The sequence below is a fragment of the Sphingomonas sp. Ag1 genome (assembly GCF_000980895.1).
Classification (GTDB): Bacteria; Pseudomonadota; Alphaproteobacteria; order Sphingomonadales; family Sphingomonadaceae; genus Sphingomonas; species Sphingomonas panaciterrae.
On record NZ_LAZX01000071.1, the window covers coordinates 1 to 14,993 of the forward strand.

11 protein-coding genes and 1 pseudogene are annotated in these 14,993 nt (G+C 66.5%); 6 read left to right on the forward strand and 6 right to left on the reverse strand.

Annotated features, from left to right (window positions below; genetic code table 11):
- Positions 1–57 precede the first annotated feature (57 nt).
- The 6 genes and pseudogenes from XM50_RS02125 to ahpC all read right to left on the reverse strand — a co-directional run bounded on the left by XM50_RS02125 (position 58) and on the right by ahpC (position 6,333).
- Positions 58–1,800, reverse strand: a complete 1,743-nt coding sequence (locus XM50_RS02125) for a recombinase family protein (RefSeq protein ID WP_197075298.1) — start codon at positions 1,798–1,800, stop codon at positions 58–60.
- Between the two features lie 108 nt (positions 1,801–1,908).
- Positions 1,909–2,142 (reverse strand): annotated as a pseudogene (locus tag XM50_RS02130) (3TM-type holin); the annotation flags it as partial.
- A 13-nt stretch (positions 2,143–2,155) separates the two neighbouring features.
- Positions 2,156–2,692 carry a glycoside hydrolase family 108 protein gene (locus XM50_RS02135; protein WP_046406986.1) on the reverse strand — a complete coding sequence of 179 codons (537 nt, stop codon included), beginning with the start codon at positions 2,690–2,692 and terminating at the stop codon, positions 2,156–2,158.
- A gap of 129 nt (positions 2,693–2,821) precedes the next feature.
- On the reverse strand, positions 2,822–3,799 hold the full coding sequence (locus tag XM50_RS02140; RefSeq protein WP_046406988.1) for an NAD-dependent epimerase/dehydratase family protein: 978 nt from the start codon (positions 3,797–3,799) through the stop codon (positions 2,822–2,824).
- 115 nt (positions 3,800–3,914) lie between these two features.
- Positions 3,915–5,492: an alkyl hydroperoxide reductase subunit F gene (gene ahpF / locus XM50_RS02145; protein WP_046406990.1), complete on the reverse strand. Its 1,578-nt coding sequence runs from the start codon at positions 5,490–5,492 to the stop codon at positions 3,915–3,917.
- 277 nt (positions 5,493–5,769) lie between these two features.
- The gene (gene ahpC, locus XM50_RS02150; RefSeq protein ID WP_046406992.1) at positions 5,770–6,333 is read right to left on the reverse strand and encodes an alkyl hydroperoxide reductase subunit C; all 564 of its coding nucleotides are present in this window, start codon (positions 6,331–6,333) and stop codon (positions 5,770–5,772) included.
- A 286-nt stretch (positions 6,334–6,619) separates the two neighbouring features.
- Here ahpC and gmd point away from each other — a divergent pair, with 286 nt between their 5' ends.
- The 6 genes from gmd (at position 6,620) to hemH (ending at position 14,977) form a co-directional block, all read left to right on the forward strand.
- Positions 6,620–7,687 (forward strand): GDP-mannose 4,6-dehydratase, encoded by a 1,068-nt coding sequence (gene gmd, locus XM50_RS02155; RefSeq protein WP_046407030.1) that lies wholly within the window; start codon positions 6,620–6,622, stop codon positions 7,685–7,687.
- Positions 7,688–7,756: 69 nt separating this feature from the next.
- Entirely contained in the window at positions 7,757–8,683 is a 927-nt protein-coding gene (locus XM50_RS02160) for a GDP-L-fucose synthase family protein (protein ID WP_269430553.1), read from the forward strand.
- A gap of 67 nt (positions 8,684–8,750) precedes the next feature.
- On the forward strand, positions 8,751–9,923 hold the full coding sequence (locus XM50_RS02165) for an acyl-CoA dehydrogenase family protein (RefSeq protein WP_046407034.1): 1,173 nt from the start codon (positions 8,751–8,753) through the stop codon (positions 9,921–9,923).
- 121 nt (positions 9,924–10,044) lie between these two features.
- Positions 10,045–11,676 (forward strand): long-chain-fatty-acid--CoA ligase, encoded by a 1,632-nt coding sequence (locus XM50_RS02170; RefSeq protein WP_046407036.1) that lies wholly within the window; start codon positions 10,045–10,047, stop codon positions 11,674–11,676.
- A gap of 83 nt (positions 11,677–11,759) precedes the next feature.
- The gene (locus XM50_RS02175) at positions 11,760–13,973 is read left to right on the forward strand and encodes a molybdopterin cofactor-binding domain-containing protein (protein WP_046406994.1); all 2,214 of its coding nucleotides are present in this window, start codon (positions 11,760–11,762) and stop codon (positions 13,971–13,973) included.
- Complete coding sequence (hemH, locus tag XM50_RS02180) at positions 13,970–14,977, forward strand: ferrochelatase (RefSeq protein ID WP_046406996.1); 1,008 nt, start codon at positions 13,970–13,972, stop codon at positions 14,975–14,977. The genes XM50_RS02175 and hemH overlap by 4 nt, the downstream gene beginning before the upstream one ends.
- The last annotated feature ends 16 nt before the right edge of the window (positions 14,978–14,993 follow it).

The following is a 14,993-nucleotide window of genomic DNA, read 5'->3' on the forward strand; positions in this document are numbered from 1 at the left end:
CTTCCCATTTGAGCGTTCCAGGCGTGCTGGTAGGCAGCGTCCTCAAGTCCGTGTTGCTCAGGCGCTCTCCGCGAACCGCTCGGGTGGTGCGATGCGCTTCACAGCTTCCAGCGCCTTTCCGCTGTGCCTGCTGCCCCGCATGATCTCTTCGGACATCTGCTTGAAAATGGGGGCGTCGTCGTTGGTCAGGGCAACCAGATCCCAATCGGATGTGATGTTACCCTCGTTGTCGAACTCGATCATGAGGTGGTTGTCAGCGGCCCAGAGCGTGAAGCGCCGACCCTCGTTCCCAAGGTCATCAGTTGGCTTGCAGACCACGCGGTCAATAACCGCTCCTAGTGCCTCTCTTACGATGACGCGCGCTTCCGATCTGGTCTTCTCGTCCTCGCTATTGATGGCGTGAGCCATTGCCACCACCCGCTTGGCGTGTTCTTCCGGCGACACGGAGCCGCGCGCTTTCGCTAGAGCATCCTCACATTCTTTAACGCGGTCTTCACTCTCGCGGACTTCACCACGGACGACTTTCAACATGGCCTTCGCCTCGTCGGCGTCGTCATCCTCCATGATTAGACCCAGCAGGCGAGCCTGAGCGGCTTTCTTGTGCTCTAGCTTCTTCTTCGCCTGAGCAAGCTGGTTTGCCAGCGCGGCGGTCTGATCGCTTCGCTTGAAATACTGGTCCTTCAGAGCGAGATTGAGCACCTGATCGAGCGCAGCCTTCTCGAAATGCTCGTAACGATAGAATGTCCGGTGTTGGCAGCTACCGCCGCGCTTGGCTTCGTAGCACTGAAGATAGCTGGCCTGCCTACCAGCGCGTTCATGCGTCAGCGATCGACTTGGCCGTCGAAGCATGTTGCCATTGCAAGCGCCGCACTTGATTAGGCCAGCGAAGAGGTTCGCTGGGTTGGCGTAATTAGCGCCTCCTGTGCGGCTGCGATTCGACATAGCTGTACGAGCACGAGCAACCAAGTCGGGTGGAACGACGACCGGATAGTAGTTTTCGATTACCTGCCCGGTTGGACGGCCGATCTTCCGACCGGCATGGTATTCGCCTTCAACGGCAGGGTGCTTCAGGATGTTGCGAACATAGGACCATTCCCAAAGCCCATGCTTGTTCACTCCGGCTTTGCCCCACGGCTCAACGCCCTCTTCATTGAGCAGCTTTGAAATGCTCATGTAGCCGATGCCGCTCGCGCATAGCTCATAGATGCGCCGAACAATGTCGCCGCGCTCGGGTATCTCAACCCGCTTTCCATCTGGAGTGACTTCGATCCAAGCGGGCACCGTGCGGGTAATCAGCTTGCCCGTTTCGGCTGCATCCTTCTCGGCCTTCCGCCAAGCACCAGTATTTCTGGCGCTCTTGATCTGGCTTTCCTCGTTGGAGCGTTTGGCTTCCATGAGGTATTCGAGCAGGTCGATGATGTTCTCGCCCGACAAGCTCGCTTCGTTGAAGACCTTGTTCTTGCTCGCAACTGCAACACCGATACCTGCTTCGGTGACTTCCTCAATCCATCGGCGGGCCTTTTTCACATTCTGACGTGAGAGACGGTCGATATTTTCAATCACGAGGATGGTGCCGGGGTCAATTTCGCCCGCATCAACGCGATCCTTGAACTTCCCTAGGGCACCACTTTTCAGGTGATCCCCGCGCCAAGCAGATGCGCCAAGGTCTTCAAGCTCTTCGATGACCGTCCATTTGTGCTGCTCTACCATCGCATTGATGGCTGCGGTTTGACGATCGAGACTGGACCCTTTGTCCTGCGCTTTCGTCGAGAAACGCTTATATGTTACGCAATTAGTCATCCTGCGCTCCGTACTAGGACGCAGCCGTGTAGCCTTTCCTAATTGTGGACAACCCTGTTTGCGAGGTTCCTCGCGTGCAGGGTTACGCATGTGTATAACCCTGCGCTACAGCAGCAGCACGTACATGACGTAGAGGAAGCTCGGCCGTGCCCGGCTGGTCCAGGGATCGGGCGATTCCGCCTCCGCCAGCACAGCGGCCATCTGTGCCTTCAGCCGGTCGAGTTCCTGCGATCCTTCGAGGCGGAGCAATTCGAGCTTCGCCGCCTCGCGCGCCTTGGGATCGGGGATGATCTTGTCGATCAGCCCGGCGACCGGGCCGATGATGGTATCGAGCAATGCCATTTTGCCTTCTCCTTCAGGCGAGGCGGTTGGCGAGCCAGCCGTAGAGGAATGCCTCGTTTGCGGGGCGGCGCTCGGCGAGCGAGACGTAGCGTTCGCCCTGCAGCGCCTCGAGCGCCTTGAGCAGCACCGTCTCTCCGGCCGCGCCGCGCGTCGCGAGGAAGCCGTCGAGCGCGCCCAGCGTCTGCGGACCGATGCGGCCGTCGAGCAATATGTCCGGGTAATCGCGTGCGCCGCGATTGAGCGCGTTCAGCGCGCGCTGGAGGAAGGCGACGGCGACCGCCGGCCCCATGTTGACGCCGGTGTCGAACAATTCGGCTGCGATGCTCGGCGCGCGCTGCGCCACGTCATCGATCCGGGGGCACTGCCAGTAGATGCGGCGGTAGATGACGGCGGCGGCCTCACGCGCGAAATGGCGCATGTCGCCGGCATAGCCGTTGGCGCGGGCCACCGCCTCCGTAATGCCCCAGCGAGTCGCGCCGCCGCGGTCCGCCGGATGGTGGACGTAGCCGCCCTCACGGTCGATCACGCCGTTGATGAGATCGTCGATCATATTCCTCTCCTGCGTTGGAACAGAAGAAGAACATAGGCGCGTTGGAGGGATGTAGGACAGCGGCGCCGCGTGCGCGGCGAGGGTTGCGATTATGGATTCCCGCCTGCGCGGGAATGACGAAGGACGGCGCTAGGCGATGCCGTGGTAGCTTTTGAACCAGTCGACGAAGCGGGGGATGCCGACCTCGATCGGGGTGGTGGGGGCAAAGCCGTGGTCGCGCTGGATCGCGGAAATGTCGGCATAAGTGGCCGGGACGTCGCCGGGCTGCATCGGCTCCAGGCTGCGCACCGCCTTGATGCCGATCGCATCCTCCAGCACGTCGATCATGTGCAACAGCCGTTCGGGCTTGTTGTTGCCGATGTTGTAGACCCGGTGCGGCGGACGGCTGCCATCGTCGGCCGGCGGGCTGTCGGTCACCGCGATCACGCCGGAGACGATATCGTCGATGAAGGTGAAATCGCGGCTCATGTCGCCATTGTTGAAGACGCGGATCGGCTTGCCCTTCAGAATCGCGTCGGTGAACAGCCAGGTCGCCATGTCGGGGCGGCTCCACGGGCCGTAGACGGTGAAGAACCTGAGGCCGGTCAGCGGCACGCGATAGAGATGGGCATAGACATGGCCCATCAGCTCGTCCGACTTCTTGGTCGCGGCATAGAGCGAGACCGGCGCGTCGACGCGATCATCCTCGGCGAACGGCAGCTTGGTATTGCCGCCATAGACCGAGCTGGACGAGGCGTAGCTCATCGACACGAGGCCGTCGCATGACCGGGCATATTCGAGCAGATTGACCTGCCCGACGACGTTCGACTGGACGTAGGCGTGCGGGTTGGTGAGCGAGTAGCGCACGCCCGCCTGCGCGGCGAGATGGACGATATGGGTGATCCGGTGCGGCGCCAGCGCGGCGGTGAGCGCCGCCTGGTCGGCGATGTCGACAGCAGCGAAGGTGAAGTTCGGCCTGGCGAGCGTCGCGAGGCGATCGTGCTTCAGCTGGACGGCATAATAATCGTTGAGATTGTCGATGCCGACGACCTGCTCGCCGCGATCAAGCAGTCGCCGCGCGACGGCGGCACCGATGAACCCGGCCACGCCGGTGACGAGATAGGCCATATGCTCCGCTTCCCTGTGTCTGGCGCCGCCCTAACGCCTGAGCATTGCGGCGAGCTTAAGACAACAGGGGCGGGCCGGTCGCCCCGGCACCCGCGCGGGCGCCGGGGCTGGTGGATCAGGCCGCCTCGGCGAGGTCGGCGGGCAGGCGGATGAGATAGTCGAACGCCGAGAGCGACGCCTTCGACCCTTCGCCCATCGCGATCACGATCTGCTTGTACGGCACGGTCGTGCAGTCGCCGGCGGCGAAGATGCCCGGGCGCGAGGTTTCGCCGCGATGGTCGATCTCGATCTCGCCGCGGTTGGACAGGGCGACCGTGTCCTTCAGCCATTCGGTGTTGGGGACGAGGCCGATCTGGACGAAGATGCCCTCCAGCTCGATCTCATGCAGCGTGTCGTGATTGCGATCCTTGTAGGTGAGCGAGGTCACCTTGCTGCCGTCGCCCTTCACCTCGGTGGTGAGCGCAGAGGTGATGACCTTCACGTTCGGGAGGCTGGCGAGCTTGCGCTGAAGCACCGCGTCGGCGCGCAGGTCGCGGTCGAACTCGATCAGCGTGACGTGGGCGACGATGCCGGCGAGGTCGATTGCCGCCTCAACGCCCGAATTGCCGCCACCGATCACCGCGACGCGCTTGCCCTTGAACAAGGGTCCATCGCAGTGCGGGCAATAGGTCACGCCCTTGTTGCGATAGGCGTCCTCGCCCGGCACGTTCATCTGGCGCCAGCGTGCGCCGGTCGACAGGATCACGGTGCGCGCCTTGAGGGTGGCGCCGCTTTCCAGCGTGACTTCGTGGAGGCCGCCTTCCTGCGTCGCCGGGACGAGCTTCGCCGCCTTCTGCAGGTTCATCACGTCGACGTCATAGTCGCCGACATGCTGCTCGAGCTGGGCGACGAGCTTGGGCCCTTCGGTATGCGGGACGGAGATGAAATTCTCGATCGACATGGTGTCGAGCACCTGGCCGCCGAACCGCTCGGTCGCGATGCCGGTGCGGATACCCTTGCGCGCGGCATAGATCGCCGCCGAAGCGCCGGCCGGACCGCCGCCGACGACGAGCACCTCGAACGGCTCCTTGGCCGAGATCTTCTCCGCGGTGCGGGCGACCGCGCCGGTGTCGAGCTTGGCGAGAATCTGCTCCACGTCCATGCGGCCCTGCGCGAACGGCTGGCCGTTGAGGAAGATCGCCGGCACCGACATGATCTGCCGCGCCTCGACCTCGTCCTGGAAGGCGCCACCCTCGATCGCGACGTGGCGGATGCGCGGGTTCAGCACACTCATGAGGTTGAGCGCCTGCACCACGTCGGGGCAGTTCTGGCAGGTGAGCGAGAAATAGCTTTCGAACTGATAGTCGCCGTCGAGCGCCTGGACCTGCGCGATCACTTCCTGCGACAGCTTCGACGGGTGGCCGCCGACCTGCAGCAGCGCGAGGACGAGCGAGGTGAATTCATGCCCCATCGGCACGCCGGCGGAGCGCACGCCGATGTCGGTGCCGACACGGCGGATCAGGAACGAGGGGCGACGCTGGTCGTCGTCGGCGCGCACCACGCTGACCTGGTCGGACAGTGCGGCGACCTCGTCCAGCAGCTCCATCATCTCGCGCGACTTGGCGCTGTCGTTGGTGGAGGCGACCAGCTCGATCGGCTGGCGGATGTTGGCGAGATAACCCTTGAGCTGGGTCTTCAGATTCTGGTCGAGCATCAAAAGCCCTTTTCGTGATTGCTGTCTGCCGTCACGTCAGCGGTGCGGCCCCGCGCCGGGGGCAGGGGGGAGACGCGGGGGAGGGCGCCGCACCGCTGGCGTGAGGGCAGGTGGGGGGACCGTCGTCGCCCCGGCCGCGTGGCCGGGGCCCATCCTTGTCCCGCATACCCGGCGCGGGGGCGCGCCTGCGGGGTGGTGGATGCCGGGACGGGCCCGGCATGACGGCGTGCTGGACGGGGCCGTTACGCTGCCCCGCCCATGATCGGTGCGTGGCCGCTCAGATCTTGCCGACGAGGTCGAGCGACGGGGCGAGCGTGGTTTCACCCTCTTCCCACTTCGCCGGGCAAACCTCACCCGGGTGCGCCGCAATGTACTGCGCCGCCTTGATCTTGCGCAGCAGCTCGACCGCGTTGCGGCCGACGCCTTCGCTGGTGACTTCCATCAGCTGGATCACGCCATCGGGATCGACGACGAAGGTGCCGCGATCAGCGAGGCCCTGGCCAGCGCGCAGGATCTCGAAATTGTTCGAGATGGTGTGGTTCTGGTCACCCAGCATGGTGAACTTGATCTTGCCGATCGCCGGCGAGGTGTCGTGCCATGCCTTGTGGCTGAAATGCGTGTCGGTCGACACCGAGTAGATCTCGACGCCCATCTTCTGGAACGTCTCGTAATGGTCGGCGAGGTCCTCCAGCTCGGTCGGGCACACGAAGGTGAAGTCGGCCGGGTAGAAGAAGAACACCGCCCACTTGCCACGGGTATCGGCGTCGGTGACGGTGATGAACTTGCCGTCCTTGTAGGCCTGGGTCTCGAACGGCTTGATGGTCGTGCCGATAAGCGACATGCGTAACTCCTTAGGTGTATCCGAGGCCCCGAGATAGTGCGCCGCAGCGAGTGATCCAATCGTTTATATTGGATGTGGGTGATCGAAAGAGTCGATTACCGTTTTCCTGAAAACACCGCTTTTCAACGGGTTGGGATCGTTGGGGCGCCGGGCGACCTACTGGTCGACGGATCAACGCATTGCGGCGCGGCAAGGATCCTGCCGCGGCACATCATTTCGTCGCCTGTGGCTTGCCGGCGCCAGTAACGTCGCCTAGCTTCATGGTTAACGGGGCGGGGAAAACATGATGTCGCAGCGAAAGGTGGCGCTGATCACCGGCGTGACAGGGCAGGACGGGGCGTATCTGTCCGAATTGCTGCTGTCCAAGGGCTATCAGGTCCATGGCGTGAAGCGACGATCATCTTCGTTCAACACGGGGCGGATCGAACATATCTATCAGGATCCGCACGAAGACGATCCTCGCTTTCACCTTCATTATGGCGACCTGACCGACGCGACCAACCTGATCCGGCTGGTGCAGCAGGTGCAGCCGACCGAAATCTACAATCTGGCGGCGCAGAGCCATGTGCAGGTGAGCTTCGAATCGCCCGAATATACCGCCAACGCCGATGCGATCGGCACCTTGCGGCTGCTGGAGGCAATCCGCATCCTGGGGCTGGAGCAGACGACGCGGTTCTACCAGGCGTCGACGTCGGAGCTGTACGGGCTGGTGCAGGAAGTGCCGCAGCGCGAGACGACGCCCTTCTACCCGCGATCACCCTATGGCGTGGCGAAGCTGTACGCTTACTGGATCGTGGTGAATTACCGCGAGGCATATGGGATGCACGCCTCCAACGGCATCCTGTTCAACCACGAGAGCCCGGTGCGCGGCGAGACGTTCGTCACGCGCAAGATCACGCGGGCGGCGGCGGCGATCAGGCTGGGGCGGCAGGAGCGGCTGTATCTCGGCAATCTCGATGCGCGGCGCGACTGGGGCCATGCGCGCGACTACGTCCGCGGCATGTGGATGATGCTGCAGCAGGACGAGCCGGACGATTATGTGCTGGCGACCGGCGAGACGACGCCGGTGCGGCATTTCGTCGAATGGGCGTTCGCCGATGTCGGGATCACGCTGCGCTGGCATGGCGAGGGGGTGGCCGAGAAGGGCTATTGCGATCGCAGCGGCGATTGCCGGGTGGAGATCGACCAGCGTTATTTCCGGCCGACCGAGGTCGACCTGCTGATCGGCGACCCGCGCAAGGCGAAGCAGAAGCTGGGCTGGGCGCATGAGACGAGCGTGCGGCAACTGGCGCGCGAAATGGTGCTGGCGGACCTCGACGCGATGAAAACCGCGCCGATCGCGCATCATGCCTGATGTGATGGCGGGGTTGCGGGTGAGGGCGCGCGCCTGATCGGGCGGCCGTATGACCTCGCGGGCAAGCGCGTGCTGGTCGCGGGGCATCGCGGGATGGTGGGCGCCGCGCTGGTGCGGCGGCTGCAAGGGGTGGGCTGCACCATCGTGACGGTCGGGCGGGAGGAGCTTGACCTCACCCGGCAGGCGGCGGTGGGGAACTGGTTCGCCGCCAACCGCCCGCAGGCGGTGTTCCTGGCGGCGGCGCGGGTCGGCGGGATCCTGGCCAATGATCGCTACCCGGCCGATTTCCTGCACGACAATCTGATGATCGCCGCGAACGTCATCGAGGCGGCGCACCGATCGGGGGTGGAGAAGCTGCTGTTCCTCGGGTCGTCGTGCATCTACCCGCGGCTGGCAGAGCAGCCGATCCGCGAGGAGGCGCTGCTGGCCGGGCCGCTGGAGCCGACCAACCAATGGTATGCGATCGCCAAGATCGCCGGGGTCAAGCTCGTCCAGGCCTATCGCCGCCAGCACGGCTGCGACTTCATCGCCGCAATGCCGACCAACCTTTATGGCCCGGGCGACAATTTCGACCTTGAATCGAGCCATGTCCTGCCGGCGCTGATCCGCAAGGCGCATGAGGCACGCGTTGCGGGGGCCGCGGCGATGCCGATCTGGGGCAGCGGGACGCCGCGGCGCGAATTCCTGCACGTCGACGACCTGGCCGACGCCTGCGTGTTCCTGATGATGTATTATTCAGACGATGCGCCGATCAACGTCGGGTCGGGCGAGGAAGTGACCATCCGCGAGCTGGCGGCGATGGTGGCGCGCGCGATCGGGTTCGACGGCGCGATCGCGGCGGACCCGGCGAGGCCCGATGGCACGCCGCGCAAGCTGGTCGATTCAGGCCGACTGCGCGCGCTGGGATGGCAGCCGCGCATCACCCTGGCGGACGGGATTGCGGCCACCTGTCGCTGGTTCTGCGAGGCGGCGGGCGATGTGCGCGGCCAGTGTTAGGGCTGGCGACACGAAACGAAACACGACATTAGCCCCCTCATCTGACAATAATCATGCGGGAATGGGGATGACGAGAGGCCAGGAGATCGCCGCCAAGGTCGAGGCGTTCGTGCGCGGGACGATCGTGCCGTACGAACGGGATCCGCGCTGCGGCACGCACGGGCCATCCGACGAACTGGTGCAGGAAATGCGCGGGCTGGCGCGCAAGGCGGGCGTGCTGACGCCGCACATCCTGCCCGACGGTGGCCATTTGACGCACCGCGAGACGGCGGACGTGCTGCGCGCGTCGGGCCTGTCGCCGCTGGGGCCGCTGGCGGTGAACGTGATGGCCCCGGACGAGGGCAATATGTACCTCCTCGGCCAGAAGGCGAGCCCCGAGCTGAAGGAGCGGTTCCTGAAGCCGCTCGTCGCCGGTGAGGCGCGTTCGGCCTTCTTCATGACCGAGCCGGCGATGGACGGCGAGGGCGGCGGTGGCGCCGGGTCCGACCCGTCGATGATGCGCACCACGGCGGTACGCGACGGCAATCACTGGGTCATCAACGGCCGCAAGACGTTCATCACCGGCGCGGATGGCGCCAAGGTCGGCATCGTCATGGCCAAGGCCGATGAAGGGGCGTCGATGTTCCTCGTCGACCTGCCGGACCCTGCGATCCGCATCGAACGCGTGCTCGACACGATCGACAGCTCGATGCCGGGCGGCCATTCGGTGGTGACGATCGACAACCTTCGCGTGCCCGCCGACCAGATGCTGGGGGACCCGGGCGACGGCTTCAAGCTGGCGCAGGTTCGCCTCGCGCCCGCGCGGCTGACGCACTGCATGCGCTGGCACGGCGCCTGCGCCCGCGCGCATGAGATCGCGACCGATTACGCCAACCGCCGCCATGCCTTCGGCAAGCCCCTGGTCGACCATGAAGGCGTCGGTTTCATGCTGGCGGAGAATCTGATCGACCTGAAACAGGCCGAGCTGATGATCGATTGGTGCGCCGACGTGCTCGACACCGGCGTGCTGGGCACGGTGGAAAGCTCGATGGCGAAGGTCGCGGTGTCGGAGGCGCTGATGCGCATCGCCGATCGCTGCGTCCAGGTGATGGGCGCGACGGGAGTCAGCGGGGACACGATCGTCGAGCAGGTGTTCCGCGAGGTGCGCGCGTTCCGCATCTATGACGGCCCCACCGAGGTTCACAAATGGAGCCTGGCGAAGAAGGTGAAGCGTGACTGGAAGGCGGCGCAGGCCGGCTGACGCCGTGCGGCGCGGGGCGGCCTTGTGCCGGCATGTCCCCTGCCGCACAGTCGGCGACCGCGATGGCGTGGAAAACCGAAGAGGCCGGGGCAGCAGGCCCGGCGCGTAGATGGAGAATGTGATGCTGGGTCTGATGCAGTCGGGGCAACTGACCGTCGATACCTTCCTCGACCATGCCGCCACCTGGCAGCCGGGGCGCGAGGTCGTGTCGCGCGATGCGGCGGGCCATGTCACCCGCAGCAATTACGCCAGCATCCGCGACATGGCGAAGCAGGTGTCGTCGGCGCTGTCGCGCGCCGGCATCCGCCAGGGCGACCGGGTCGCCACCATGGGCTGGAACACGCATCGCCATGTCGCCGCCTGGTATGGTGCGACCAACATGGGGGCGGTGCTCCACACGCTGAACCCGCGGCTGTTCCTGGAACAGATCGTCTATATCGCCAATCACGCCGGCGATCGCATCCTGCTGGCCGATCCCAATTGTGCCGATCTGGTCGCGCAATTGCTGCCGCAGGCGCCGTCGATCGAGCGGGTGATCTTCCTGTGCGACGCGGCGTCGATGCCGGCGACCGATTATGCCGCCACCGCCTTCGACGACTGGATCGCGGGCGAGCCGGCGGAATATGCCTGGGGCGGGTTCGACGAGAATCTCGCCTGCGGCCTCTGCTACACCAGCGGGACGACGGGCAATCCCAAGGGCGTGCTGTATTCGCACCGCTCCAACTACCTCCATACCATGCTGACGCTGCAGGCCGATGCGCTGGCGTTGTCGGGACGTGACACGGTGCTGCTGGTGGTGCCGATGTACCATGCCAATGCCTGGGGCGTGGTCTATTCCGCGCCCGCGGTCGGCGCGAAGCTGGTGCTGCCGGGGCCCCGGATGGACGGCGAATCAATCTGCGACCTGATCGAGAGCGAGGGCGTCACATATTCCGCCGCGGTGCCGACGGTGTGGCAGGGGCTGCTGCAGTATCTGCGCACGTCGGGGCGGCGGATCGACACGCTCAGCCGGGTGACGATCGGCGGATCGGCGGTGCCCGAGGCGCTGGTCCGTGCGTTCCGCGACGAATATGGCGTCGAAGTCACGCAGGGCTGGGGAATGACCGAGACATCGCCGCTGGCGACGCTGTCCTCGCCCAGCGCCGAGGTGGCGGCGATGGATGACGACGCGCAGGTCGCGCACAAGATCAAGCAGGGCCGGCTGATGTGCGGGCTGAAGTTCAAGCTGACCGATGATGACGGCAACCCGCTGCCGCATGATGGCGAGACGTTCGGGCACCTCAAGATCAAGGGGCCGACGATCGTCTCCTCCTACTTTGGTGGCGAGGGCGGCGAGATCCTCGACGAGGAGGGCTATTTCGACACCGGCGACGTCGCGACGATCGACCGGCGCGGCTATATGCAGATCACTGATCGCGCGAAGGACGTGGTGAAATCGGGTGGCGAGTGGATCAGCTCGATCGAGATCGAGAATATCGCGGTCGGCCACCCGTCGGTGGCGATCGCCGCGGTGATCGGCGTCGCGCATCCGAAATGGGACGAGCGACCGATCCTGCTGTGCCAGCTGAAGCCGGGCGAGGCAGCGACGGGCGACGACCTGCTCGCGTTCCTGGAGGGCAAGATCGCCAAATGGTGGATGCCCGACGACGTGGTCTTCGTGGAGGAGATTCCGCTCGGCGCGACGGGGAAGATCGACAAGAAGCTGATCCGCCAGCAGATGGCCGGCTATGTGCTGGCGGTGACGGTCGACTGACGCGCGCGGGCGCTTTCCGTCGATAATTGTCATCGAACGCAGGGCAATGACGCGATGATCGCCGCGCGCTACAGACGCGCGCGATGATCTCGCGTCGAACCTTGCTGGTGACCGGAGGGGCGGGGGCCGGGCTCGCGCTCGCCTGGGCGGTGTGGCCGCGCCATTATGCCGTCGACCTCGCACCCGAGCGCAACGAGACCGCGATCGGCGCGTGGCTGAAGATCGCGCGAAACGGTCGCATCACCATTGCCGTGCCGCAGGCCGAGCATGGCCAGGGCGTCTATACCACCCTGCCGCAGATCGTGGCCGACGAGCTGGGTGCGGACTGGCGCACCATCGGGGTGGAAGCGGCGGTGCCGGGGCCGACCTATGCCAATCCGCTGGCCGCGGCAGCGCTGTTCGGCGGCGGACTGGCGCAGGTGCCCGACGCGATCCGGCGCGAGCATTGGGTGCGATCGGGGCTGGTGCTGACCGGCGGCTCCACCTCCGTGCGCATGTTCGAGGCGCCGCTGCGCGAGGCGGGGGCGGCGGCGCGCGTGCTGCTGACCAAGGCGGCGGCCAAGCGCTGGGGCGTCGACTGGGGGGAATGCGACACCGCTGACGGCTTCGTTGTTAACGGCAACCGGCGGCTGCGGTTCGGCGAGCTGGCGGCGGAGGCGGCGGGGTTCGACCTGCCCGAGGAATTGCCGCTGCGCTTTGGTGACGAGGGGCGGTTGTCGGGTCAGTCGCTGCCACGGCTGGACGCGCCGGCGAAGGTCGATGGATCGGTGAACTTCACCGCCGACGTGCGGCTGCCCGACATGGTCTTCGCGACGATCGCGCAGGGCCCAGCGGGCGTCACACGCAGCCGGCTGGTGCGGGTCGACAAGCCGGCGGCGGACCGGGTGCGCGGCGTGACCGGGGTGGTCGAGAATCCGCATTGGGTGGCGGTGGTCGCCAACACCAGCTGGGCGGCGATCCAGGGGCTGGCGGCGCTTCGCCCGCGTTTCGAGACGCGCGGTGGGCTGGCGGACAGCGCGGCGATCGATGCCGGACTGGAGGCGGCGTTCGAGCGACCCGCACTGGCGTTTGCGCGGCACGGCGAGGCGGCGGACGAGCTGGCGGGCGATGTGGCGCGCGCGAGCTACGCGATCGGGCCCGGTGTCCACGCATCGCTGGAGACGCCGTCCGCGACCGCATGGTGGCACAGCGACCGGCTGGAACTATGGGCGCCGACGCAGGCGCCGGGGCTGGCCCGTGCCGCCGCCGCGCGCGCGATCGGCGTGTCCGAACAGGCCGTCACCATCCATCCGATGATGATCGGCGGATCGTTCGGCCGCGCGCTCGACCATGAGGCGGTGGAGCAGGCCGCGATCCTGGCGGCGACGCTGCGCCGGCCGGTGCAGCTGCTATGGACGCGGCGCGAGGCGACGCTGCACGACCGGTTCGGCGCGCCGGCGCGTGCGCGCATGGCCGCGCGGCTGGCGAGCGACGGGCGGATCCTGGACTGGCAGGCGCGCATCGCCACCCCCGCCACCGGCGCGGCGCTGACCGACCGATTGCTGGGCCATGATGCGCTGGCACGGTCGGCGATGTTCCTGCCCCAGCGCGCGGATGGCTATGCGATGGCCGGCGCGGTGCCGCCTTATGCCTTTCCGGCGGCGTCGATCCTCCACCATCCGGCCGATATCCCGCTGACCGTCGGGCATCTGCGCGGCGGGGCGGATCGCGCCAATGCCTTTTTCACCGAATGTTTCATCGACGAGCTGGCGCATCGTGCCGGAACCGAGCCGATGTCCTACCGGATCGGGATGCTGGGCCATGACCCGCAGCTCGCCCGCTGCCTCAGCACCGCCGCCGCGCTCGGCGAGTGGGACGGCGGGGCGGCGGGCACGGGGCAGGGGCTGGCGTGCCATGCCATGGCCGGCAGCCGGATCGCGCTGGTCGCCGAGGCGCAGCAGGACGGCAGCGGCGGGGTGAAGGTCGACCGGATCGTCGCTGCGGTGGATTGCGGGCGGGCGATCAACCCCGATGTCGTACGCCAGCAGGTGGAGGGCGGCATCCTGCTGGGCCTGGCGCTGGCAACCGGCCGGGCGCCGCATTTCACCGCCGGGCTGGCCGATACGCGCACGCTGGGCGACCTGCGGTTGCCGCGGCTGGCGGATACGCCGGAGATCACCGTCGAACTCATCCCCAGCCGGGGCGATCCGGGCGGGGTCAGCGACCTTGGCGTCGTGGCGGTTGCCCCCGCCATCGCCAACGCGCTGGCCGCCGCCGCGGGCAACCGCCCCCGCACCCTGCCGTTTGGAGCATCATGACCCCGCCCCCCGATCACCCCCCGATCGCGCCGCGCCGTATCGGCGTCCTGCTGATCAACCTCGGCACGCCCGACGCGCCCGATCCGCCCGCGGTGCGCCGCTATCTGGCGGAATTCCTGTCGGACCCCCGTGTCGTCGAGATCCCGCGGCTGATCTGGCAGCCCATTTTGCGCGGTGCGGTGCTGACCACGCGACCCAAGAAGTCGGCGCACGCCTATCAGCAGGTGTGGCGCGAGGATGGTTCGCCACTGGCGGCGATCACGCGCGCGCAGGCGCAGGCACTGGCCGGTGACTTCGGGCCGGGCGTCACGGTGGATTACGCCATGCGCTACGGCAATCCGGCGATCGGCGACCGGATCCAGGCGCTGAAGGATGGTGGCTGCGACCGCATCCTGCTGGCGCCGCTGTACCCGCAATATTCTGGCGCGACGACGGCGACAGCGAACGACAAGGCCTTTGCCAAGCTGGCGCAGATGCGCTGGCAGCCGGCGATCCGCACGCTGCCGCCGTATCATGACGATCCCGCCTATATCGCCGCGCTGGCGACGTCGGTGCGCGAGGCAATCGCCGCGCTCCCCTTTGCCCCCGACGCGCTGCTGACCAGTTTCCACGGGATGCCCGAGCGGACGCTGAAGCTGGGCGACCCCTATCATTGCCAGTGCCAGAAAACGGCGCGGCTGCTGGGCGAGGCGCTGGGGCGCGAGGTGACGATCACCTTCCAGTCGCGGTTCGGCCGCGCCCGCTGGCTGGAACCGGCGACCGATGTGGTCCTGGCCGAGTTGCCCGCGCGCGGCATCCGCAAGGTGGCGATCGTGGCGCCGGGCTTTTCCGCCGACTGCCTGGAGACGCTGGAGGAACTGGCGATCCGCGGGCGCGAGACCTTCATCGAGGCGGGCGGCACCGACTTTGCCTATCTGCCGTGCCTGAACGACAGCCCGGTCGGACTTGATTTGTTACGGACGCTGATCAGCCGCGAGCTTGAAGGCTGGCTGCCCGTCACCTAGCGTTCGCGGACACTGA

What these genes read in the sequence shown, in the direction of transcription:
- XM50_RS02125 (WP_197075298.1), bottom strand. Translation starts at nt 1,800, where the DNA reads ATGACTAATTGCGTAACATATAAGCGTTTCTCGACGAAAGCGCAGGAC.
- XM50_RS02135 (WP_046406986.1), bottom strand. Translation starts at nt 2,692, where the DNA reads ATGATCGACGATCTCATCAACGGCGTGATCGACCGTGAGGGCGGCTAC.
- XM50_RS02140 (WP_046406988.1), bottom strand. Translation starts at nt 3,799, where the DNA reads ATGGCCTATCTCGTCACCGGCGTGGCCGGGTTCATCGGTGCCGCCGTC.
- ahpF (WP_046406990.1), bottom strand. Translation starts at nt 5,492, where the DNA reads ATGCTCGACCAGAATCTGAAGACCCAGCTCAAGGGTTATCTCGCCAAC.
- ahpC (WP_046406992.1), bottom strand. Translation starts at nt 6,333, where the DNA reads ATGTCGCTTATCGGCACGACCATCAAGCCGTTCGAGACCCAGGCCTAC.
- gmd (WP_046407030.1), top strand. Translation starts at nt 6,620, where the DNA reads ATGTCGCAGCGAAAGGTGGCGCTGATCACCGGCGTGACAGGGCAGGAC.
- XM50_RS02165 (WP_046407034.1), top strand. Translation starts at nt 8,751, where the DNA reads ATGACGAGAGGCCAGGAGATCGCCGCCAAGGTCGAGGCGTTCGTGCGC.
- XM50_RS02170 (WP_046407036.1), top strand. Translation starts at nt 10,045, where the DNA reads ATGCTGGGTCTGATGCAGTCGGGGCAACTGACCGTCGATACCTTCCTC.
- XM50_RS02175 (WP_046406994.1), top strand. Translation starts at nt 11,760, where the DNA reads ATGATCTCGCGTCGAACCTTGCTGGTGACCGGAGGGGCGGGGGCCGGG.
- hemH (WP_046406996.1), top strand. Translation starts at nt 13,970, where the DNA reads ATGACCCCGCCCCCCGATCACCCCCCGATCGCGCCGCGCCGTATCGGC.